Origin of the sequence: Arthrobacter sp. fls2-241-R2A-172 (genome assembly GCF_030208885.1) — a bacterium.
Taxonomy (GTDB): Bacteria; Actinomycetota; Actinomycetes; order Actinomycetales; family Micrococcaceae; genus Arthrobacter.
Genome location: NZ_JARVTB010000007.1, coordinates 40792 through 60044, shown reverse-complemented (window position 1 = coordinate 60044; position 19253 = coordinate 40792). Strand labels below are relative to the sequence as shown.

Genomic DNA, 19253 nt, shown 5'->3' with positions numbered 1-19253 from the left:
GAACAATGTCTGTTCTGGCCGGGCTCACTGCAGCCCTTTCGAATGGCTCGGTGGAAATCATCGACCTCACCACCCCGCTCAGCTCCGAAACCCCCATCCTGAACCTGCCGCAACCGTTCGCGAATACGGTTGGGCTGTCCGTCTCGCCAGTGAGTAATTTCGACGACGCCGGTCCGGCCTGGGCATGGAACGACGTCACCGTTGGCGAGCATGCGGGGACGCACCTGGATGCTCCCGTCCACTGGATCACCGGCAAGGACGGTAAATCCGTGGACCAGATCGAACCCCACCGCCTGATTGGGCCCATCGCGGTGATCGACAAGACAGCGGAGGTCGCTGCCAACCCCGATTTCCTGCTGGAACCTGAACACTTCGAGCAATGGCAGGAAGAGCATGGCGCGTTCCCGGAGAACTGCTGGATCGTTTTCCGCACCGGATGGTCGGCCCGGGGCGCCGACGCTGCGGCTTTCGTCAACGCGGACGACGCCGGACCGCACACTCCGGGGGTGTCTGCGGCAGGTGCCAAGTGGCTGGCCGGCAACGCCTCACTCAGTGGCTTCGGGGTGGAGACGGTGGGCATCGACGCAGGTCAGGCAGGTGCACTGGATCCGATGTTCCCTGTCCACTCGTTCCTCCTCGGAGCAGACAAGTACGGGGTAACGTCCCTTCGCAACGTGGATCGCCTGCCGGTCACAGGGGCCACCATGGTTGTTGCCCCGCTGCCGATCGTCGGCGGCACAGGCAGCCCGAGCCGCGTGTACGCCTTGGTGGAGCGCGCATGAGTGAGCAGGTGAGGGTTTCCACGCTCGTTGGGCGGATGCTGGCGAAGCTCGGCGTCGGGCATGTCTTTGGAGTAGTGGGCAGCGGCAATTTCGATGTGACCAGCACGCTCATGGAGGCCGGAGTCCCGTTCACTGCAGCCCGGCACGAGGGCGGCGCGGCAACCATGGCGGACGCCTACACGCGAATGTCGGGCAAGGTTGGCGTGGTGACGACGCACCAGGGCTGTGGCCTCACGAACGCCATCACCGGCGTTGGCGAGGCGGCCAAGAGCCGCACCCCCATGATCGTGCTCACTGCAGATACCCAGGCCGCCGCGATCCGATCGAACTTCAAGATCGACCAGGATGCCCTGGCCCGCAGCGTCGGGGCAGTCGCGGAACGGATCCACTCCCCCGCCACCGCCGTCGCGGACACCGTCCGGGCTTTCCGCACTGCTGTGAATGAGCGCCGCACGGTGGTCCTGAGCTTGCCGCTGGACATCCAAAGTGGAGCCGCCGGAGACGAGGTGGATGCCGTCGTCGTACCTCAACCGCTGAAGGTGCGGCCGGACGCCGCCGGAGTTGAACAACTGGCGACGCTGATCGCCGCGGCGGAACGCCCGGTCTTTGTTGCCGGACGTGGTGGGCGCGGCGCCCGGGAGGAAATCCTGGAGTTGGCCCGGCATGCCGGCGCGTTGGTGGCGACGTCGGCGGTAGCCAACGGCCTGTTCAACGGCGATTCCCACAACCTCGGAATTTCGGGTGGGTTCTCTTCGCCGCTGACAGCAGAGCTGATCAGCGGCGCGGATCTGATCGTGGGCTGGGGTTGCGCGCTGAACATGTGGACAATGCGCCATGGGCGGTTGATTTCTGCCGATGCGAAAGTGGTGCAGGTCGACGTCGAAGATGCTGCGCTGGGCGCCAACCGGCCCATCACGCTGGGAGTACTCGGCGATTCCGCGCTCACTGCCTCCGACGCCCTGGCGGCGCTCAAGCAAGCACAGCCCGAGCCGGCCGAAAAGTACCGCACCGAAGCCAACGCCTTGGCCATCAAACAGGGTGCGCGGTGGCGCGATGTCGCCACCGAAGACCTCTCCACCGCCACGTCCATTGATCCGCGCGTGCTGACCCGCGAACTCGATTCCATGCTCCCAACAGAGCGGGTAGTGGCCGTGGACTCCGGAAACTTCATGGGTTATCCCAGCCAGTACCTGGCGGTGCCGGACGAGTTTGGTTTCTGCTTCACGCAAGCGTTCCAAGCCATCGGGCTGGGGCTGTACACGGCGATCGGCGCGGCTGTTGCCCAACCGCACCGGCTGCCGGTCCTGGGGGCCGGCGATGGCGGTTTCCTGATGGGCATCAGCGAACTGGAGACAGCAGTCCGGATGAAGCTGCCGCTGGTGTGCATCGTCTATAACGACGCCGCCTATGGGGCCGAAGTGCACCACTTTGCGTCAGAACATTCGCCGGAGGACCTGTCCAGCGTGGTGTTCCCGGACACGGATATCGCCGCGATTGCACGCGGCTTCGGGGCTCACGGAGTCACCGTCAGGACCGAAGCGGACCTGGACGCCGTGCGCCCTTGGATCGCAGCCTACGAAGCCGGGACCCAGGACCGGCCACTGGTCATCGACGCAAAGATCGCCTCAGACGGCGGCTCGTGGTGGCTGGCGGAGGCATTCCAAGGGCACTAGCGTCCGGGCTGTCCACGCGGGTACAGAAGAGGCCGTTTTGAACACTCAAAACGGCCTCTTCTACTGCTTACATGGGCGGGTTATGCGTCCACGTCCGTGTTCACGATGTACACGTCGCACGGAGCACCGTGTGCCACGCTGTTGGCGATGCTGCCCAGGACGCGTCCCAAGCCCTTCATGCGCTTGTTTCCCACCACGATCAGCGAGGCACCATTGGTCTCGGCGTAGTTGATCAGGGCGTTGGCCGGCGTGCCGCGTGCAGCGAAGTACTTGACGTTAGCGGCAGGAATGTCCAGCTCCTCGGAGACCTTGCGGGCAACGTATTCTGCCGAGTCCGCCGAAGAGACAGTGATGCGGTCGCTCCCGCTGCCGAATTCTTCGATGCGGTCGTCGGAGAAGCCGCTGATCACGTGCAGTTCGGCACCGAGCGCGGTGGCGAGCTTCGCTGCTGCCACTGCCGCCCGTTTGGCCGTTTCGCTGTTATCGACGCCGACCACAATTACTTCTGACATGAGTACTCCTGGTTCAGGGGATTTACTGGGTGCTGCTGCTAGAAATCTACACTCCATCCGTATCCGCCGGGGCAAGTACAGGCATACGGTGTTTACGGCGCGGCTGGTCCGGGTAGGGATAGGTCATCGGAACGATCACACGACCGAAGGGCAGGACCATGAGCGACGCACCATTTTCCCCGCAGACCGCCATCGTCACGGGATCGGATTCAGGCATCGGACGGGCTACCGCGGTGGCTTTGGCCCAGGCCGGCATGGATGTAGGGATTACCTGGCATTCGGACCAGCAGGGCGCCGAAGAAACCGCGGGGGAAGTCCGCGCACTGGGCCGCAAAGCCGTCGTCCAACAGTTGGACACCACGGACATCCGCGCAACGGCAGCCGCCATCGGGAAGCTGGCCGATGAGCTCGGCGGCGTCGACGTCTTCGTCAACAACTCCGGCACCGGCGACGGCACCAAGTTCCTGGAGCTCGACTACGACACCTGGATATCCACCCTGGACACCAACCTCAACGGCGCATTCGTTGCCATGCAGACTGCGGCTAAACGCATGGTCAAGGCTGGTCGCGGCGGACGCATCATCGCGGTGACCAGCGTGCACGAGTTCCAACCCCGGGTGGGAGCCTCGGCCTATGACGCCTCCAAGCATGGCCTGGGTGGACTGATTAAGACCATGGCCTTGGAACTGGCCGAGCATGGGATCACAGCGAACAACGTCGCGCCCGGCGAAATTGCGACCCCCATGACGGGGCAAACCGACCAGGACCCGGAGCAGGAGGAACGGCCCGGAGTACCGCTGGGACGGCCAGGAGATGCCAGGGAGATCGCCGCAGTCATCGCGTTCTTGGCGTCCCCGGCAGCCAGTTACGTCAATGGCGCATCGTGGCCTGTGGACGGCGGAATGCTGCAGATGGGACCGCAGGCGGGATCGCACATCACCAGCAACGACTGGCGGGAAAGCTAGGCCCCGGCAAGCTCTGGCCGCCCGGAGGCCAGTGGGCTAGTCTGCTTGGACGGCCTGCCTGGCGGGCCGGATTCAAGATTCAGGAACGACGATGAGGAGCACCATGGCTGGCCACACATATAGCGTTTCCGAAATTGTAGGAACTTCCAGCGAAGGCGTTGACGACGCGATCAAGAACGGCATCGCCACCGCATCCCAGACCCTGCGCAACCTGGACTGGTTTGAGGTCAAGGAGATCCGCGGTCACCTCGAGGACGGCGCAGTGGCCGACTGGCAGGTCACCATCAAGCTTGGTTTCCGCCTGGAGCGCTGAAACGCTCTGCGAGATGACAGTTAATGCCGATGTTTCGGAGGAACATTGGCATTAACTGTCATCTCGGCGCGCAGGCTCGGGCACCTGCGAGGCAGTGCCCACGTCGCCGAAGTTGAGCAACGTCAAAGCGTCCGACGACGGTGAACCGGCCTTCGCCGAATACACCCTTAGCAGCTGGTCGGGGTCGTCCGGGAGACTGAGGGTTTCAAAGTTCAGTTCCAGGTCCCCCACCACGGGGTGGTGCAGCCGGACTGCGCCGGCGGACCTGGTGGCCACACGGTGACCGGCCCACCATTGGCGGAAGTGTTCGCTGTGCACGGCAAGTTCACCCACCAGCTGGTTGGTTTGGGGATCGTTGGGATGCCTGCCGACGTCCATCCGCAGAGCTCCGACGGCTTCGGCGGCTACCGTTTTCCAGTCCCTGAACAGGCTCCCCGCTGCTGGATCCAGAATGATCCACCGAGTCAGGTTGCGTTCGGGTGCGGGCAGCGCGGAGAAATCGGTGAAGAGCAGGTGCGCCATCCGGTTGGCGGCCAAGACGTCCGCCCGCCTGCCCAGCAGCATTGCAGGAACATCGCCGACGGCGTCCAGGAGTTGCCGCAACGCCGGACGCACCTTTTGCACCGGGCCCGGGTTGCCGGAGGAGCTGGCACAGTGTTCCAGCAGGTCCATCATGTGTGCCTGCTCCCCCGCGTCAAGGCGGAGCGCCCGTGCGACGGACTCCAGGACTGCCTTGGAGGGGTGGATGTTGCGGCCCTGTTCCAGCCGCGTGTAGTAGTCGGTGCTGACGCCCGAGAGCCTGGCCACCTCTTCACGGCGGAGTCCGGGGACACGGCGGGAACCGCCCGACTCCTGCGTCCCGGCGTCGTCGGGTGAGAGGCGGGCACGCATGACTTTGAGGAATTTACCGAACTCCGCGCTTTGACCCATCCGTCCATTCTGCCGTTCCGGGTGCTTGAAAGACCACCATTTTGGGTAGGACTACCAGACCTAGGAAAAACAGGATCAGGCAGGATTGCTGACTCAGCCCCCAAAACTGCATAGGCTCAGTATCGAGCCCCCGAAAACGCTTTCTGGAGTGTCACCACCCAAACCATCCAGTCGAAGGAGACCGTCATGCCAGAGCTGACATTGAACAACGGCGTCACCATCCCACAGCTGGGATTTGGTGTATTCCAAGTGCCTGCGGATGAAACGCAGAAGGTGGTGGAAGATGCATTGGAGGCCGGCTACCGCCACATCGACACCGCGGCCGCGTACCGCAACGAGGCCGGAGTCGGCGCGGCCGTCGCGGCCTCGGGGATTCCCCGCGAGGAACTTTTCATCACCACCAAGCTCCGCAACGGCGAGCAAGGCGAGGCTTACGACGCGTTCCAGCGCAGCAGGGACGCACTGGGCCTGGAGGTCATAGACCTCTACCTGATCCACTGGCCCGTCCCGTCACAGGGACTTTACACGCAGGCATGGAAGGAGATGGAGAAGCTGTATCAGGACAAGCAGATCCGGGCGATAGGCGTCTCGAACTTCCTCTCCGACCATCTGGACACCCTCCTCCGGGAAACAGAGGTGGTGCCTGCCGTCAACCAAATCGAACTCCACCCCACGTATCAGCAGGGTGATCTGGCGAACAAGTGCCGCGATCTGAGCATCGCCGTCGAGGCTTACAGTCCGCTGGGACAGGGCAAGGACTTGAACGCCGAGCAGGTGGCGTTGGTGGCGGCGGCGCACGGCACCACTCCTGCCCAGGTGATCCTGGCCTGGCACCTGGCCCAAGGGACCATCGTGATCCCGAAGTCCGCTGACTCCACCCGCATGCGCGAGAACTTCGGCGCGGCAGACCTCACCCTGACCGAATCGGAATTGGCAGCAATCACCGCACTGGAGGCGGGCGCCCGCATCGGCTCCGATCCCGCCGTCGCCGCTTTCACCCAAATGTAGCCACTCAACGAGACAAAAGGACCCCGCAGCTATGCAGTACACCCACTTGGGCCGCTCCGGCCTGAAAGTTTCACGTCTCTGCCTGGGCACCATGAACTTCGGTCCGCAAACCGACGAAGCGACCGCCCACTCGATCATGGATTCCGCACTGGATTCCGGCATCAACTTCTTTGACACCGCCAACGTCTACGGCGGAGCCGAGCACCGCGGCTGGACCGAGGAAATCATTGGCCGCTGGTTCGCGAAGGGCGGCGAGCGCCGCGAACGGACCGTCCTGGCCACCAAGTTGTACGGCACCATGACAGACCGCCCCAACGAGTCCAAGCTGTCCGCGCTGAACATTCGCCGGGCGCTGGACGCAAGCCTGAAACGGCTTCAGACGGATTACATCGACATCTACCAGTTCCACCACATCGACCGCGATACGCCCTGGGACGAGATCTGGCAGGCGATCGAAGTTGGAGTCCAGCAGGGCAAGATCCTCTACTCGGGCAGCAGCAACTTCGCGGGCTGGCACATCGCGCAGGCCCAAGAGGCCGCGCGCCGGCGGAACTACACCGGACTGGTCAGCGAGCAGTCCATCTACAACCTGTTCAAGCGCGAACTGGAGCTGGAAGTCATCCCGGCCGCGCAGCAATATGGCCTTGGCCTGATCCCCTGGTCACCGTTGCAGGGTGGCTTGCTGGGCGGTGTGCTGAAGAAGGAAGAGCAGGGTGTGCGCCGCACAGAGGGCCGTGCGCTTGAAACCCTCAAGAAGCATGAGGACCAGATCCGCCTGTACGAGGATTTCGCGGACGAGCTCGGCCACGCCCCTGGCGACGTAGCACTGGCCTGGTTGCTCCACCAGCCCGCCGTGACGGCACCGATCGTGGGGCCCCGCACGCAGGAACAGTTGGACGCCGCCATCCGGGCAATGGATGTAACGCTGAACGAGGACGCGCTCAAGCGGCTCGATGACATCTTCCCGGGCCACCGTCCCGCCCCTGAGGACTACGCCTGGTGAGCAGCCCCCTCATAAACAGTCTCGGCCAAACTGCGGATACGGTCGCACCACGGAACATCCTGTTCATCGGTGGGACCGGGGTCATCAGTGCGTCAGCGGCTGAACGCGCCGTCGCACTGGGCCACCGGCTGACCATCCTCAACAGGGGACGGTCAGCCGGCCGGCCGGTCCCTGATGGCGCTGAGGTGCTGCATGCCGACATCCGCGATCCCCGTGCTGTGCGTGAGGTACTTCAGGGAAGGGAGTTCGACGCCGTTGCGGACTTTATCTCCTACACCCCGGACCAGGCGCTGGCCGGCGTGGAGATGTTCCGCAGGCGGACGGGGCAGTATGTATTCATCAGTTCCGCTTCGGCGTACCAGAAGCCGCCCACCACACTGCCCATCAGGGAATCGACGCCCTTAAAGAACCCGTTCTGGCAATACTCGCGGGACAAGATCGCCTGCGAGGAAGTGCTGTTCGAGGCGTACCGCGAGCAGGACTTCCCGCTGACGGTGGTGCGGCCTTCTCATACCTATGACCGGACCAAAATTGCCATGGTGGGTGGCTGGACGGATATCCACCGTATGCGTGCGGGGATGCCGGTCATGGTCCATGGTGATGGCACCTCGCTGTGGACTGTGACCCACAGCCGCGATTTCGCCAAGGCCTTCGTGGGCCTCCTTGGACGGCCACAGGCTGTTGGCGAAAGTTACACCATCACCTCCGACGAGTACCTGCCGTGGAACCAGATCTACCGCTTGTTTGCACGGGCGGCCGGGGTTCCGGAGCCCGTGCTTTTCCACGTATCCTCCGAAACCATAGCCGCCCACAGCCCGGAGCTGGGGCCCAATCTGCAGGGCGACCGCTCCCACTCCGTGGTTTTCGACAACTCCAAGATCAAAGCCCTCGTTCCGGACTATCGGGCAACAATCCCCTTCGCGGACGGTGCAAGGGAGATCGTGGCGTGGCATGATCAGCATCCTGAGCTTCAAGTGGTGAACGAGGACTACATGGAGCTCAGCGATCGGCTCCATGAGGCTCTATGAAAGGAACAGACGGCCATGACATTTGCCCCGCTCATCGAGCTCAACGACGGCAACAGGATTCCCCAACTGGGACTGGGCACGTGGCCCCTGAATGACGCACAGGTGGCGGATGCCGTTGTGGAGGCTGTATCCCGCGGCTATCGCCATATCGATACCGCCGTGAAGTATGGCAATGAGAAGGGCGTGGGCAACGGCATCCGGGCCTGCGGGGTGGACCGCGGGGACCTCTTCATCACCACCAAGCTGGACGGGGAATTCCAAGGTTCCGGCAAGGCCGTTGCTGGTCTGGACGGCTCGTTGGAACGCCTGGGGTTGGACTACGTGGACCTGCTCCTCATCCACTGGCCGCTCCCCCGCCGCGACGAATTCGTCTCCACGTGGAAGACCTTCGAGGAACTCCGGGCGTCCGGCAAAGCACGCTCCATCGGGGTTTCCAACTTCAAGCCCGCGCACCTGGACCGCCTTTTCCGGGAAACGGACGTGGTTCCCGCCGTCAACCAGATCCAGGTCAGCCCTTCCATTCCCCGGCCCGCCGCACGGGCTTTCAACGAACGCCACGGCATCATCACCGAGTCCTACAGTCCATTGGGGGCCAGCAGCGAGTTGTTGAACGCCCCTGTCCTGGCTGCGGTTGGCGAGAAACACGGAAAGAGCCCGGGCCAGATTGTGCTTCGCTGGCACGTGCAGCAGGGCCTGGTTGCCATTCCCAAGACCGCCAACCCGGAACGGATGAAGGAGAACCTGGAGGTGTTCGACTTCGAGCTGGACCAGGATGACCTCAGCAAACTGCAAACACTCGACGCCGGCCCGGACGCGGGCGTCGACTCGGACGTTCAGGGGCACTGACCATGGAAACAGCAGAAACACTCATCTGGACCGGCTCCTACACTGCCGACAGGAACGGAAACGGGAAGGGCATCACAGCCCTTTCCGCCGATGACAACGGCCAGCTAACCTCGGTCGGTCTGGCCATCGAGGCAAACTCGCCGTCGTTCCTTGCGCTGCACCCCACGCTCCCGGTGCTCTACGCCGTGGCGGAGGAGGGCAAGACTGTGCAGGCCTATCGCAGGACGGGTGCCGCTGAGCTGGAGGCTTTCGGTGAACCGTGGCCCGCGGGCGAGGCCACGTGCCACGTCGCTGCGGATCCCCAAGGCCGTTTCATCGTGGCCACCTGCTGGGGCGACGGCCAGGTCATCCTGTACGAACTGGACGACGACGGCGCCATCACCTCGCGCACCAGCGCGGAAGCCGCCGTCGATCCCCACACCGCAGTGGCTCCGGAGCCGGGCCGGCCCAGCCGCGCCCATTCGAGCCTGATGCTTCCCGATGGCCGCGTCATGACCACTGACCTTGGACATGACCTGGTGCGCATCTGGAAGTACACGGTGGGTGAGGGACTGGTGATCGATCATCAAGTGGTCCTGCCGGAAGGATCCGGCCCCCGGCACATGGCCCGCCACCACGGCGGCACAGTGTTCGTGGATACGGAGTACTCGGTGGAAGTGGCCGCACTCCGTATGCAGCCCGATGGCACGTACGAGCTGACTGCAATGGTTCCGGCAAGCGCAAACGGTGCCCAGGAGGGCGACGCGGGAGCTGAAATCGCCCTGTCTCCGGACGGCCGCTTCGCCTACGTTGGCGTCCGCGGAACCAACCGCATCTGCGTGCTTGCGGTCTCCGAGGACGGCACCGAAATCGAACCCCTGGCGGACGCGCCGTGTGGTGGCGAATGGCCGCGCCACCACTTGGTCCGGGAAGGCTGGCTGTACGTCGCGAACGAAGGTTCCGACGACGTCGTGAGCTTCAGGCTCCACCCGGAAACGGGACTGCCGGGTGGCCCGGTGGGCCGGGTAGAGACGGGTTCTCCCAGCGTCCTTGTCCCGGCGGGTTAACTGACACCGAGATGGCACTTGATGACAATCATCCGCTCAGACATTGTCATCATGTGCCATCCCGGCGAGTTTTCAGGCGGTCCAGACCTCGACGTCGTCCGTGCCGCAGATGAGTTTGCGGCCCGTCGGTTCGAGGACGACCCAGAGCAACTCCTGGTGCTTGGAAACGTCGTCGACGCGACCTACACCTGCGCCCCACGCGACATCGTAAATCCACACGGGATCACCGGCGCTGAGCTCAGACCATTCCGCCGACGGGACGTGGCGGTAATCGGCGGGCCTGTTCAGGATGGTGCTGGTCATGCCGGGACTTCAGCCGTGGATCGCCGCCGCCAAACCGTGGGCGTGCCCTGGTAGGACGGAAGAACACTGCCCTCTGCGAAGACCTGGACTGCTTCCGGGTCGGAGTCCGGGCTCCACAGGCCCGACGCCGGGCAGTGGGAACCGGTAGGCATGACGCGGGTGGCTCGTTCGCGCAGGAGGGCGATGCTCTTCATCGTTGAAACTCATCCTTGGGTAGTTCGGGGGATTTTGTGAAGCAGATCTCCTCAACCCTATGAAACTCAAGCGATGATCGTTATGGACAAATGAATAACGTTCTCCTGCGGCACAGTGCTTTTGCACAGGAACCGCCATGGGGCCCGCCTACTTGTAGCTCAGGCTAAGAAAAAGTGCCTTCAGCTGCGCGTATTGCGTGGTCTTCATCCAGGCTTTGGCTGCCTCTGGAGTGGCGAAGGCCGGCTGCTTGGCGGGGTCGAAGATCGCGTAGGCACTCATGATTCCGTTGGGCACACGGACCTGATTGATACCTGAGCCCGTTTCCCCGGATTGCATCTCTGAGGCCAGGCGGACATCCATGATGTATGTGGGCGTCTGATCCAGTTCCGCGGTCGAAGGCGTTTCTCCCGGGTGAACCATCATGGCCGCCTGATGGGCAAAGAAGCCGAACTGCACGGGATCACTGGCTGAGGTTGTGGAAACCACTCCAGGTACTGTGGTGCGGTCGTAGACGGTTCGCTTCACCCAGCCGCCCGTCCCATCCGCGTAGTTTCCGTTGAACACGCGCGCTACCTCGGCCCCAGCGGCATCGAAAACAGTCACAATGCGTGAGGCTTCCGCGGTCCCGGGCGGATCGTACGGTCCCTGTTCCGCCCGGACACTCCAGCCCACCGGGTACGTGAAGGACAGGTGCCCGTCCGGGAAGGTGAAGGTCTGGCTCGTGGGAACCTGCACCGGCGGGACCACCGGAGCGGTTGTCGGTGCAGCAGGCACGGTGGGGGTCGGCGCCTGGGTGGTTGTGGGCGTCGGGCTTGCCGTGGGCGTTGCGGACGGCGTCGCCGTAGGAGTCGGCGTTGCGGACGCACTGGGTGTGGGGGTCGCCTCCGTCGACGTCACCGTGTTCGCGGGCGCCGGGGTTGAGGTCACGGTCCCGAAATTCGCTGCGACAAGCACCCCGGCGGTGACGGCGGCTGCGCCGAGCAGGAGCCCGCCGGCGATCTGGGCCTTGCGCCGCCGTCGGTTTTCCAGGGACGTGACCCCGGCCAGTGGGCTGCTGTCGCTGTACACAGTGGATCCCGACAGGATCTTGTGCAGGGCTTCTTCGCCGTTCGGTTCCGTCACTGGATCGATAGTGAGCGGGTCAATAGCTGAAATTTGGTTCTTGATCGGATCCATTGTCTTCAGACCCCCATCTTCTCTGTAGTCGGGTCGGCCCCTGCAGGCATCTGCTTCCGGAAGGCCGCGCGTGCCCGGTGGAGACGGACTTTCGCTGCTGATTCACTGCACTGCAGCACAGCGGCGATGTCGGCGATCCCCAGGTCGTCCCAGTAGGCCAGCTGCAATATGTCACGGTCCTTCTCGCGAAGGCGGTCCATCGCTTCCTGAACGGCAACGTTTTCCGAGTTGTCGCCAAACCGCTGGACCGCCGTCGTGCGCAATTTCTCCTGCAGCGCCTGCCGCCTGTCGCGGCTGCGGTACGCGTTGCCCACCAGGTTGCGGGCAATGGTCAACAAGTAGGCGAGGTCCGGGCGTGAGTCGTCCACCCATTTTTGCCACACGACGCGGAATACATCCGCTGCTATCTCCTCCGCCACATGCGACGATTCAACGCGTCGGCAAACGAACTTGTAGACGGATGGATAGCTGTCATTGTGAATGGCGATGAATGCCAATTCGCGCTCGGAAAGCACGATTTCCCCCTGAATATAGAACCCGGACCTGCAGGATACTTGGTTAGTTTCCGGCCCGGTCGCCATGGTTACACGCGGCGAAGAGTTTTTGCTGTGATCCCTGCGATAGTTTCGAGTCATGGTGAAAACAGGAGCGTCAGTTGAGTGGGCGCGTCAGCAGGTAGACCTCGGCCGCGTGCCGCTTGCGGTTCTGGGGATCGCGTCCAGCAACGGGATTGAGGACGTCGTAGCATTCGGGTCCGACGGCGGCCGGCAAGCGACCGTCGACGACCACTTCGCGCTGTTCTCCGTTTCAAAGCCCATCAGTGCCCTGGCCGTCATGCGCCAGGTCGAGTTGGGAAAGCTATCGCTGGGCAATGCGCTCTCGACGGCGGTTCCGGGTTTCGGCGCCGGCCGCACCGACACCGTAACGCTGGAGCACCTGCTCAGTCACCGGTCCGGGATCACCGACCCGGAGCTCGACGACGGTGTCCCCCTCCGCGACGCCCTCACCTCGGCGGGCCAGACCTTCTACGCGGGATCCTTGGTCCAGTACTGCAACATCGCTTTCGAGGGTGCAGCAGCCATGGCCGAGTGGGCTGATGGGCGTCCTTTTGAGGAGCAGGTCCTGTCCCTGGCAGCCGACACCGGCGCAAGCGGCCTCACTTTCAGCACGGACTGCAACCCACATACGGTGCACGGAACCGAGGCGGAGGGACTGAACGCCGAGGCCATGTTCCAGCAAAGGCATCCGGGGGCGGGACTCTTCGGAACAGCGACGGACCTGCTCAATCTCGGAACGGAGTTGCTCAGGGATTCCGGCAAGGCCGTCCAACCAGCCACCCTGGCAGCCATGCGCCGGCCTCGGACCACGGAGCTTTCACACATCACCACCCGGCCCAAACCTCTTCGCCACACCGGTCTGGGATTCCAATTGCCGGCCAACGAGTCCGAGTTGATCGCACGGGGGATCTACGGCCACCCCGGTTGGTCAGGAACGGAGTGGTGGATGTTCCCTGAGCAGGATCGCTGCGTGGTGTTCCTGACGAATGTCCTGGACACCCCGGACCTGGGCGTGGACACCACAGCGTTGTTCAACGCAGTGGCAGCTTCCTAGTCCCTGCGGGCAACCCGTCCCCGCCATGCGGACACAGCCCACACCATGGCGAACAATGCCACGAGGATCAGGCCCGCGTCGCCGAGGTCCACTTCGCCGAGCCACGAAGTCAGCGGGTCCTCCAGCCCAAAAGCGGCATTGGCGAACCCGCCAAGTGTGACTACGGAGATGAACAGGGCCGACACAGCCGAGATACCTGTTATCAGCGCATTGAAACCGAGCTTGCGCTGAGGATTGTTGATCGCGGATTTGTACATCTTCATCATGGCCACGCCGTTGGCGGAATCGCACAGGGTCATGGCTGCGGTGAACGCTAGCGGCAGCGCCATCAAGGCGAGCGGCGATACTCCGGCGAGTGACGCCGTCGTGGTTATCACCAGCAGCCCGATGGTGGTGGCGGTATCGAAGCCCAGCCCGAACAGGAAACCGATCACATATATGTTTCGTGGCCGCTCCACCTTGGACAGTGGTTTGGCCAGCAGCCGGGCGACGAAGCCTTTCGCTTCGAGGTCTTCGTGGCGGACCTCACCGCCGGCCTGCACGTCCCGGTACAGCTTGGTGGCGCGCACGAAGGCCGAGCCGTTGAAGAGGCCCATCGCCAGCAGGAACAGCCCCGAGACGCCGCTCCCGATCAAGCCCAGCACCTTGTTGCCTGTGGTGCCGTCCTCCATGAACTGCCCCACCAGCGTGGCTCCCGCCACCACCAGCAATCCGGCCAGCACCACCACCGAGCTGTGGCCCAGGCTGAACGCGAAACCCACGCTCACGGGGTCCTTATGCTGGGCGACGAACTTCCGGGTGGAATTGTCGATCGCAGCGATATGGTCCCAGTCGTAACTGTGCTTAATGCCCGCCACGTACGCGGTGACCACCAGACCCAGCGCCAACGGTTGGGCACCGCCGGCGGCGCCGGCCAGCAGAAGAATGACGGCGGCGGCATGCAACGCGGCTACGGCACCGAAGGTGAACAGCAATCGGGTCCGCAGGGAAAGGTTCTCGCGCTCCCGGTACATGGTGGCGAACTCAGTCAGCGCGGTCATCAGTACTTCCTCAGGTTCAAAGGCGCCTGGCCGAACCAACGTTCCCGCAGAACGCTGGTGCAGGCACCCAGTAAATTGTTGAGTTCCCCAGTGCTGTTCGACAACGATCGCAGCACGAGACCGGTGCTTCCGGCAAGGGTCTGCGTCAACGAAACACCCGTATAGGCGTCAAAGTCACTAGCCAAGTGGCTCAGTTCGTCAGCAAGTTCCTGGCCCACCCGTGGGTCCACCACCACCAACGAGCCCAGATGACTGAAACCCTCCATGAACCCCATCCCACTGACGTCGTTTACAGGCGGGCGGATCAAAAGGTTGTCCAGCGCCAACAACGCCGGCCCGGCGTCGTCCTCGATCCAGATCTCGTTGCGGAGCCGCACCTCTTCATACTTGAAGGCAGCACCGTCCGGCGACCATCCCGGCGTGACGACCTCCGCCATGACAAGGCACGACGACGGGTGGAGACTGATACGCGAATTCTGCCGGTAGCTGGCCTCCCGGTAGGCGATCAACTGGTCGGGCACCAGCTCCAACCGAGCGCCCTCCCCCAGCCTGATGTTCATGCGCTGCTCAGCAAAGGACCCCGGAGTCCGGTAAATCTTGGTAGCCGACTGCGTGGTGAGCAGCAGGTCCGCCCCATCCTCTACCTCCACGTCAATGAGGAACAGATCCGCCCCCAGATACGCCCCACCCGGATTGACCATGACGTAGCAAACCTGCCCACTTTGATCCAAGTAATGCGCCCGAAGCACCCGCAAAGCCCCCTCATGGAACTGCCGCGCAGCAACAGACCGTCCGTTCCGCACGGCGATCTGTAACCGGAGTTCACCCCTTGGCGACGTGACCGCCGAGGTGGGTGAGCCGGATTTTTGGGCCGCGGCGTGGCGGGCATCGCGAAGCGGGCACGGCCCAAAATCCGGCGAAGCCGCCGTCGCGATGCGGCTCATTGCGCCAAGTCGAGCATCAAGACATCCCGCCGGATCCAGCTCAGGACGTTTTCGAGCCCTTCGTCAGTTTTCAGGTTGGTGAAGCAGAACGGTTTGTTGCCGCGGAACTCCTTGGAGTCCCGCTCCATGATGGCCAGGTCCGCCCCGACGTGGGGTGCGAGGTCTGTTTTGTTGATGATGAAGAGGTCGGACTTGATCATGCCTTGCCCGGCTTTGCGGGGGATCTTCTCGCCCTGGGCGACGTCGATGATGTAGATGGAGAAGTCCACGAGTTCGGGGCTGAAGGTGGCGGAGAGGTTGTCGCCGCCGGACTCTACGAAGATGACCTGCAGGTCGGGGTGGCGTGCCTTCAGTTCTTCGATGGCCGCGGTGTTCATGGAGGTGTCATCGCGGATGGCGGTGTGCGGGCATCCGCCGGTTTCGACGCCAATGATCCGGTCTTCGGGGAGGATACCGTTGGCGGCGAGGATTTTGGCGTCTTCGATGGTGTAGATGTCGTTGGTGATGGCAGCCATGGAGATGTTTCCGCTCATGTGCCGGGTGATGCGTTCCACGAGTTGGGTCTTGCCTGCTCCGACGGGTCCGCCTACACCGATCCTGATGGGTTCTGTCATGTGTTCTTTCCTTTGCATCAGTTAGCTCATGAACATGCGGGCACGTTGCCGTTCGTGCCGCATTTGTGAAATTTCAAGTCCGGGGCTCACAGCCCCAAAGTCGTCCCAGCACAGCTGTGCTACAACCTTGATGGCGGTAGCGACGGCGTCGTGCGCGTCCCGAAGTACCCGCTGCCCGGCGTTCTGCCCGAGCGGTATGGCGCGTACCGCGTTCTGCGTCAGGGAAGTGACGGTGGCAAAGAGGTAGGCCGACAGCGCCTCCTCGAAGGGCACCCCCAGCGACCGGGCAATCACACCGAAGGCCAAGGGCTGGTGTCCCGATGCGCGGCCGTCGCGGACCAACTCCCGGTAGGCCTCCAACCCCGTGGACGGGAACACCTCGCCGCCGATCTCCAGGAGGCGGCCGCCCATCTTCAGGGAAGCTTCCCGCACCTCCCGGGCCAGCAACTGCCCGGACAACACGCGGTCCAACAATCCAACATCCACCCCTTCGTAAAGGAAGCGGACAGCCAAGCCATCGGAATAACTCAGCTGCTGCCCCACAAAGGCACCCAGCCAGGTACCAAATGAGCCCTCATCACCCACAAGGCCGCGCTCAATGTAGCCCTCAAACCCCAAGGAGTGGGCAAACGCCCCTGTAGGTAGCGCCGAGTCAGTCAGCTGTTGAAGAGCCAGCTGATAGCTAGTGCGAGTGCTCAGCATGGCGGAACGGCACCGGCATGACCCGCTCTTGCCTGTCGTAGGGGACGCCGACGCTCTTCACATAGTCTTCGACCGTGTGGTCGTACTGGCACACCATGACTTCGGCCCCGTACTCGGACGACGCATCAAAGAACTGCGCCTGCAGGTGCCGGTTGCCAAGCGAATGTGCCACCACTCCCATCTCATGGATGCTGCGGGGCGCGATCACCAGGACGTCGGTGGGCAGCACGGAGATGACAATCAGGTTGGTGTCTTCGATGGCCAGGATGTCGCCGTCGCGCAGGTCCCCTGTTCCCGAGGGAAGCCGGATGCCGAGCTCCTTGCCGTGATCGGTGGTGACGCGCTGGATGCGCTTGACCAGCAGGCTGCTGGGGAGCACCACCTTTTCCTTGTGGTGACCCTCGTAGGCGTCGCCCGGTAATTCGTGCAGGTTCCCGAGGATTCTTTCGATGATCATGGATGTCCTAGAAGAGGAAGTAGCGCTGCGCCATGGGCAGCACGTCGGACGGCTGGGAGGTGACTTCTTCGCCGTCGACCGTCACTTGGTACGTTTCGGGGTCGACGGCGATGTCCGGGGTTTCGCCGTTGTGCTTCAGGTCCGCTTTGGTGAGGTTGCGGATGCCGGAAACGGGTTTGATGATGCGTTCGAGGCCGAGCTCGTCCGGCACACCAGCCTCGATGGCTGCCTTGGAGAGGAAGGTGATGGAGGACTGTTGCAGGGCCTTGCCGTACGTGGCGAACATGGGCCGCATAGTGCGGGGCTGCGGGGTCGGGATGGAGCCGTTTGAATCTCCCATGAGAGCGTAGGCGATCTGGCCACCCTTGATGACTACTTCCGGCTTCACGCCGAAGAACGCCGGATCCCAGAGGACCAGATCGGCGAACTTACCCGGTTCCACCGAACCGATGGTGTCCGCCATGCCCTGCGCGATGGCCGGGTTGATCGTGTACTTGGCGACGTACCGCTTGAGCCGGAAGTTGTCGCTGTCAGGCGAGCCATGGGAGGCGCCCGACGGATCATGGAGAACTCCCCGTTGGCGCTTCATGGCGTCAGCTACCTGCCACGTGCGGGTGACCACTTCGCCCACCCGTCCCATGGCCTGGGAGTCGGATGAGGTGATCGCGAAAATACCGAGGTCGTGGAGCACGTCTTCGGCGGCGATCGTTTCCGCACGGATGCGGGAATCGGCGAAGGCCACGTCTTCGGGAATGTCCGGGTTGAGGTGGTGGCACACCATGAGCATGTCCAGGTGCTCTTCGATGGTGTTCTTCGTGTACGGGAGCGTGGGGTTGGTGGACGCGGGAAGGACGTTGGGCAGTCCGGCAATCTTGATGATGTCCGGCGCATGCCCTCCCCCGGCGCCTTCGGTATGGAAAGTGTGGATAACGCGGCCGTCGATTGCCGCGATGGTGTCTTCCACGAAGCCGCACTCGTTCAGGGTGTCGGTGTGGATGGCCACCTGGACGTCATATTCATCGGCCACACGCAGGGACATATCTATGGACGACGTAGTGGATCCCCAGTCCTCATGGACTTTGAGCCCGACGGCGCCTGCGCGGATCTGCTCGGCGAGGGGCTCGACGGCGGACGCGTGGCCCTTGCCGAACAGGCCGATGTTGACCGGAAGCCCCTCGACGGCCTGAAGCATCCGCGAGATGTGCCAGGCGCCGGGCGTGATGGTGGTGGCCTTGGTCCCTTCAGCCGGACCGGTGCCCCCGCCTACCATCGTCGTGATGCCGTTGCACAGGGCCGTGGGCACTTGCTCCGGGGAAATGAAGTGGATGTGCGTGTCGATGCCGCCGGCAGTGAGGATCTTCCTCTCTCCGGCGATGATCTCCGTGCTGGCCCCAATGACGATGTCCACGCCGTCGGTGATCTGGGGGTTGCCGGCTTTGCCGATCTTGAAGATGTGCCCGTCCTTGAGGGCTACGTCCGCCTTGTAGATGCCGGTGTAGTCCAGGACGATCACGTTGGTGATGACGGTGTCCGGAATGTCTTCGGAGCGGGTCAATTGTCCGTTCTGGCCCATGCCGTCACGGATTACCTTGCCGCCCCCAAAGACCACTTCTTCGCCGTAGAGGGTGTAATCCTTTTCGATTTCGAGGAACAACTCCGTGTCAGCCAACCGAATGGCGTCGCCCGTCGTCGGGCCGTAAAGCTCGGCGTACTGCCGGCGGGGAATTTCGAAGCTCACTGGTGGTCCCTTTCCGCTGCGACGCCCGGGCGGGCTGACCCCTCAACCCCGGTTCCGCCGTCGAGCTTTCCGTTCACTGCGTTGCTGAGGCCGAAGACTTCGCGGGCCCCGGCGATCTCGATCAGCTGGACAGTCTTCCTGTCTCCCGGCTCGAAGCGCGCCGCCGTGCCTGCTGGAATGTCCAGGCGGCGGCCGTAGGCGGCTTTGCGGTCGAATTCCAGGGCGCGGTTCGCCTCTGCAAAGTGGTAATGCGAACCAATCTGGACGGGCCTGTCGCCGCGGTTGACGACTTCGACGGCGATTGCCTCGCGGCCGCTGTTGCACGCAATGGAGCCTGGCTGGAGCCTGTATTCACCGGGGATCATGA

Annotated in this window: 23 protein-coding genes; 10 read left to right on the top strand and 13 right to left on the bottom strand. The window is 63.3% G+C overall.

Translation table 11 applies throughout. The features are described 5' to 3' along the window. The first annotated feature begins 5 nt into the window (after positions 1-5). Both QRM57_RS12690 and QRM57_RS12685 read left to right on the top strand, forming a co-directional pair. Entirely contained in the window at positions 6-782 is a 777-nt protein-coding gene (locus QRM57_RS12690) for a cyclase family protein (protein WP_284986876.1), read from the top strand. Continuing rightward, positions 779-2455 carry a thiamine pyrophosphate-binding protein gene (locus QRM57_RS12685; RefSeq protein ID WP_284986875.1) on the top strand — a complete coding sequence of 559 codons (1677 nt, stop codon included), beginning with the start codon at positions 779-781 and terminating at the stop codon, positions 2453-2455. Before QRM57_RS12690 ends, QRM57_RS12685 begins: the two co-directional genes overlap by 4 nt. Positions 2456-2535: 80 nt before the next feature. On the opposite strand, the gene QRM57_RS12680 is transcribed toward QRM57_RS12685, so the two are convergent. After that, positions 2536-2967, bottom strand: coding sequence for a universal stress protein (locus tag QRM57_RS12680; RefSeq protein WP_284986874.1), 432 nt, complete (start codon positions 2965-2967; stop codon positions 2536-2538). A 158-nt stretch (positions 2968-3125) separates the two neighbouring features. Here QRM57_RS12680 and QRM57_RS12675 point away from each other — a divergent pair, with 158 nt between their 5' ends. Together QRM57_RS12675 and QRM57_RS12670 are read left to right on the top strand one after the other, a co-directional pair. Further along, complete coding sequence (locus QRM57_RS12675) at positions 3126-3932, top strand: SDR family oxidoreductase (protein ID WP_284986873.1); 807 nt, start codon at positions 3126-3128, stop codon at positions 3930-3932. A gap of 103 nt (positions 3933-4035) precedes the next feature. Continuing rightward, the gene (locus QRM57_RS12670; RefSeq protein WP_211710990.1) at positions 4036-4245 is read left to right on the top strand and encodes a dodecin; all 210 of its coding nucleotides are present in this window, start codon (positions 4036-4038) and stop codon (positions 4243-4245) included. A gap of 51 nt (positions 4246-4296) precedes the next feature. Here QRM57_RS12670 and QRM57_RS12665 read toward each other — a convergent pair whose 3' ends face one another. After that, the gene (locus QRM57_RS12665) at positions 4297-5175 is read right to left on the bottom strand and encodes a helix-turn-helix transcriptional regulator (protein WP_284986872.1); all 879 of its coding nucleotides are present in this window, start codon (positions 5173-5175) and stop codon (positions 4297-4299) included. 186 nt (positions 5176-5361) lie between these two features. On the opposite strand from QRM57_RS12665, the gene QRM57_RS12660 reads away from it, so the two are divergent. The 5 genes from QRM57_RS12660 to QRM57_RS12640 are packed head-to-tail and all read left to right on the top strand — an operon-like array spanning position 5362 to position 10106. After that, complete coding sequence (locus QRM57_RS12660; protein WP_284986871.1) at positions 5362-6183, top strand: aldo/keto reductase; 822 nt, start codon at positions 5362-5364, stop codon at positions 6181-6183. Positions 6184-6214: 31 nt separating this feature from the next. Further along, positions 6215-7186, top strand: a complete 972-nt coding sequence (locus tag QRM57_RS12655) for an aldo/keto reductase (RefSeq protein WP_284986870.1) — start codon at positions 6215-6217, stop codon at positions 7184-7186. Then, entirely contained in the window at positions 7183-8214 is a 1032-nt protein-coding gene (locus tag QRM57_RS12650; protein WP_284986869.1) for an NAD-dependent epimerase/dehydratase family protein, read from the top strand. The genes QRM57_RS12655 and QRM57_RS12650 overlap by 4 nt, the downstream gene beginning before the upstream one ends. Before the next feature lie 15 nt (positions 8215-8229). Next, on the top strand, positions 8230-9060 hold the full coding sequence (locus QRM57_RS12645) for an aldo/keto reductase (protein ID WP_284986868.1): 831 nt from the start codon (positions 8230-8232) through the stop codon (positions 9058-9060). Positions 9061-9062: 2 nt separating this feature from the next. Further along, the gene (locus QRM57_RS12640; RefSeq protein WP_284986867.1) at positions 9063-10106 is read left to right on the top strand and encodes a lactonase family protein; all 1044 of its coding nucleotides are present in this window, start codon (positions 9063-9065) and stop codon (positions 10104-10106) included. 72 nt (positions 10107-10178) lie between these two features. On the opposite strand, the gene QRM57_RS12635 is transcribed toward QRM57_RS12640, so the two are convergent. From QRM57_RS12635 to QRM57_RS12620, 4 genes are all read right to left on the bottom strand, one after another. Beyond that, positions 10179-10409, bottom strand: a complete 231-nt coding sequence (locus QRM57_RS12635; RefSeq protein WP_257370284.1) for a hypothetical protein — start codon at positions 10407-10409, stop codon at positions 10179-10181. Further along, entirely contained in the window at positions 10406-10603 is a 198-nt protein-coding gene (locus tag QRM57_RS12630) for a hypothetical protein (RefSeq protein WP_235520313.1), read from the bottom strand. The genes QRM57_RS12635 and QRM57_RS12630 overlap by 4 nt, the downstream gene beginning before the upstream one ends. Positions 10604-10751: 148 nt before the next feature. Then, positions 10752-11726, bottom strand: coding sequence for a hypothetical protein (locus QRM57_RS12625; protein WP_284986866.1), 975 nt, complete (start codon positions 11724-11726; stop codon positions 10752-10754). A gap of 59 nt (positions 11727-11785) precedes the next feature. Continuing rightward, positions 11786-12295 carry an RNA polymerase sigma factor gene (locus tag QRM57_RS12620; RefSeq protein ID WP_284986865.1) on the bottom strand — a complete coding sequence of 170 codons (510 nt, stop codon included), beginning with the start codon at positions 12293-12295 and terminating at the stop codon, positions 11786-11788. A 118-nt stretch (positions 12296-12413) separates the two neighbouring features. Between QRM57_RS12620 and QRM57_RS12615 the strand changes: the two genes are divergently transcribed. Further along, a complete protein-coding gene (locus QRM57_RS12615; protein WP_284986864.1) occupies positions 12414-13391 on the top strand; it encodes a serine hydrolase domain-containing protein in 978 nt (325 codons plus the stop codon). On the opposite strand, the gene QRM57_RS12610 is transcribed toward QRM57_RS12615, so the two are convergent. From QRM57_RS12610 to QRM57_RS12580, 7 genes are read right to left on the bottom strand one after another with little or no spacing between them, the layout of a single operon-like run. Then, entirely contained in the window at positions 13388-14431 is a 1044-nt protein-coding gene (locus tag QRM57_RS12610) for a HoxN/HupN/NixA family nickel/cobalt transporter (protein WP_284986863.1), read from the bottom strand. The genes QRM57_RS12615 and QRM57_RS12610 overlap by 4 nt on opposite strands. After that, positions 14431-15375, bottom strand: a complete 945-nt coding sequence (locus QRM57_RS12605; protein WP_284986862.1) for an urease accessory protein UreD — start codon at positions 15373-15375, stop codon at positions 14431-14433. Before QRM57_RS12605 ends, QRM57_RS12610 begins: the two co-directional genes overlap by 1 nt. Further along, positions 15372-15989: an urease accessory protein UreG gene (gene ureG, locus QRM57_RS12600; RefSeq protein WP_284986861.1), complete on the bottom strand. Its 618-nt coding sequence runs from the start codon at positions 15987-15989 to the stop codon at positions 15372-15374. The genes QRM57_RS12605 and ureG overlap by 4 nt, the downstream gene beginning before the upstream one ends. Positions 15990-16010: 21 nt before the next feature. Next, a complete protein-coding gene (locus tag QRM57_RS12595; RefSeq protein WP_284986860.1) occupies positions 16011-16691 on the bottom strand; it encodes an urease accessory protein UreF in 681 nt (226 codons plus the stop codon). Beyond that, on the bottom strand, positions 16672-17148 hold the full coding sequence (gene ureE, locus QRM57_RS12590; RefSeq protein ID WP_284986859.1) for an urease accessory protein UreE: 477 nt from the start codon (positions 17146-17148) through the stop codon (positions 16672-16674). The genes QRM57_RS12595 and ureE overlap by 20 nt, the downstream gene beginning before the upstream one ends. Positions 17149-17155: 7 nt before the next feature. Then, positions 17156-18886 carry an urease subunit alpha gene (gene ureC / locus QRM57_RS12585; RefSeq protein WP_284986858.1) on the bottom strand — a complete coding sequence of 577 codons (1731 nt, stop codon included), beginning with the start codon at positions 18884-18886 and terminating at the stop codon, positions 17156-17158. Continuing rightward, positions 18883-19251: an urease subunit beta gene (locus QRM57_RS12580; RefSeq protein WP_257370294.1), complete on the bottom strand. Its 369-nt coding sequence runs from the start codon at positions 19249-19251 to the stop codon at positions 18883-18885. Before QRM57_RS12580 ends, ureC begins: the two co-directional genes overlap by 4 nt. Positions 19252-19253: the final 2 nt, after the last annotated feature.

Bases quoted from the DNA above. Each gene is read 5' to 3' on its own strand.
- QRM57_RS12660 (WP_284986871.1), top strand. From the start codon at position 5,362: ATGCCAGAGCTGACATTGAACAACGGCGTCACCATCCCACAGCTGGGA.
- QRM57_RS12605 (WP_284986862.1), bottom strand. From the start codon at position 15,375: ATGAGCCGCATCGCGACGGCGGCTTCGCCGGATTTTGGGCCGTGCCCG.
- QRM57_RS12680 (WP_284986874.1), bottom strand. From the start codon at position 2,967: ATGTCAGAAGTAATTGTGGTCGGCGTCGATAACAGCGAAACGGCCAAA.
- QRM57_RS12690 (WP_284986876.1), top strand. From the start codon at position 6: ATGTCTGTTCTGGCCGGGCTCACTGCAGCCCTTTCGAATGGCTCGGTG.
- QRM57_RS12630 (WP_235520313.1), bottom strand. From the start codon at position 10,603: ATGAAGAGCATCGCCCTCCTGCGCGAACGAGCCACCCGCGTCATGCCT.
- ureG (WP_284986861.1), bottom strand. From the start codon at position 15,989: ATGACAGAACCCATCAGGATCGGTGTAGGCGGACCCGTCGGAGCAGGC.
- QRM57_RS12615 (WP_284986864.1), top strand. From the start codon at position 12,414: ATGGTGAAAACAGGAGCGTCAGTTGAGTGGGCGCGTCAGCAGGTAGAC.
- QRM57_RS12580 (WP_257370294.1), bottom strand. From the start codon at position 19,251: ATGATCCCCGGTGAATACAGGCTCCAGCCAGGCTCCATTGCGTGCAAC.
- QRM57_RS12665 (WP_284986872.1), bottom strand. From the start codon at position 5,175: ATGGGTCAAAGCGCGGAGTTCGGTAAATTCCTCAAAGTCATGCGTGCC.
- QRM57_RS12640 (WP_284986867.1), top strand. From the start codon at position 9,063: ATGGAAACAGCAGAAACACTCATCTGGACCGGCTCCTACACTGCCGAC.
- QRM57_RS12595 (WP_284986860.1), bottom strand. From the start codon at position 16,691: ATGCTGAGCACTCGCACTAGCTATCAGCTGGCTCTTCAACAGCTGACT.
- QRM57_RS12610 (WP_284986863.1), bottom strand. From the start codon at position 14,431: ATGACCGCGCTGACTGAGTTCGCCACCATGTACCGGGAGCGCGAGAAC.
- QRM57_RS12670 (WP_211710990.1), top strand. From the start codon at position 4,036: ATGGCTGGCCACACATATAGCGTTTCCGAAATTGTAGGAACTTCCAGC.
- QRM57_RS12685 (WP_284986875.1), top strand. From the start codon at position 779: ATGAGTGAGCAGGTGAGGGTTTCCACGCTCGTTGGGCGGATGCTGGCG.
- QRM57_RS12655 (WP_284986870.1), top strand. From the start codon at position 6,215: ATGCAGTACACCCACTTGGGCCGCTCCGGCCTGAAAGTTTCACGTCTC.
- QRM57_RS12645 (WP_284986868.1), top strand. From the start codon at position 8,230: ATGACATTTGCCCCGCTCATCGAGCTCAACGACGGCAACAGGATTCCC.
- ureE (WP_284986859.1), bottom strand. From the start codon at position 17,148: ATGATCATCGAAAGAATCCTCGGGAACCTGCACGAATTACCGGGCGAC.
- QRM57_RS12675 (WP_284986873.1), top strand. From the start codon at position 3,126: ATGAGCGACGCACCATTTTCCCCGCAGACCGCCATCGTCACGGGATCG.
- QRM57_RS12635 (WP_257370284.1), bottom strand. From the start codon at position 10,409: ATGACCAGCACCATCCTGAACAGGCCCGCCGATTACCGCCACGTCCCG.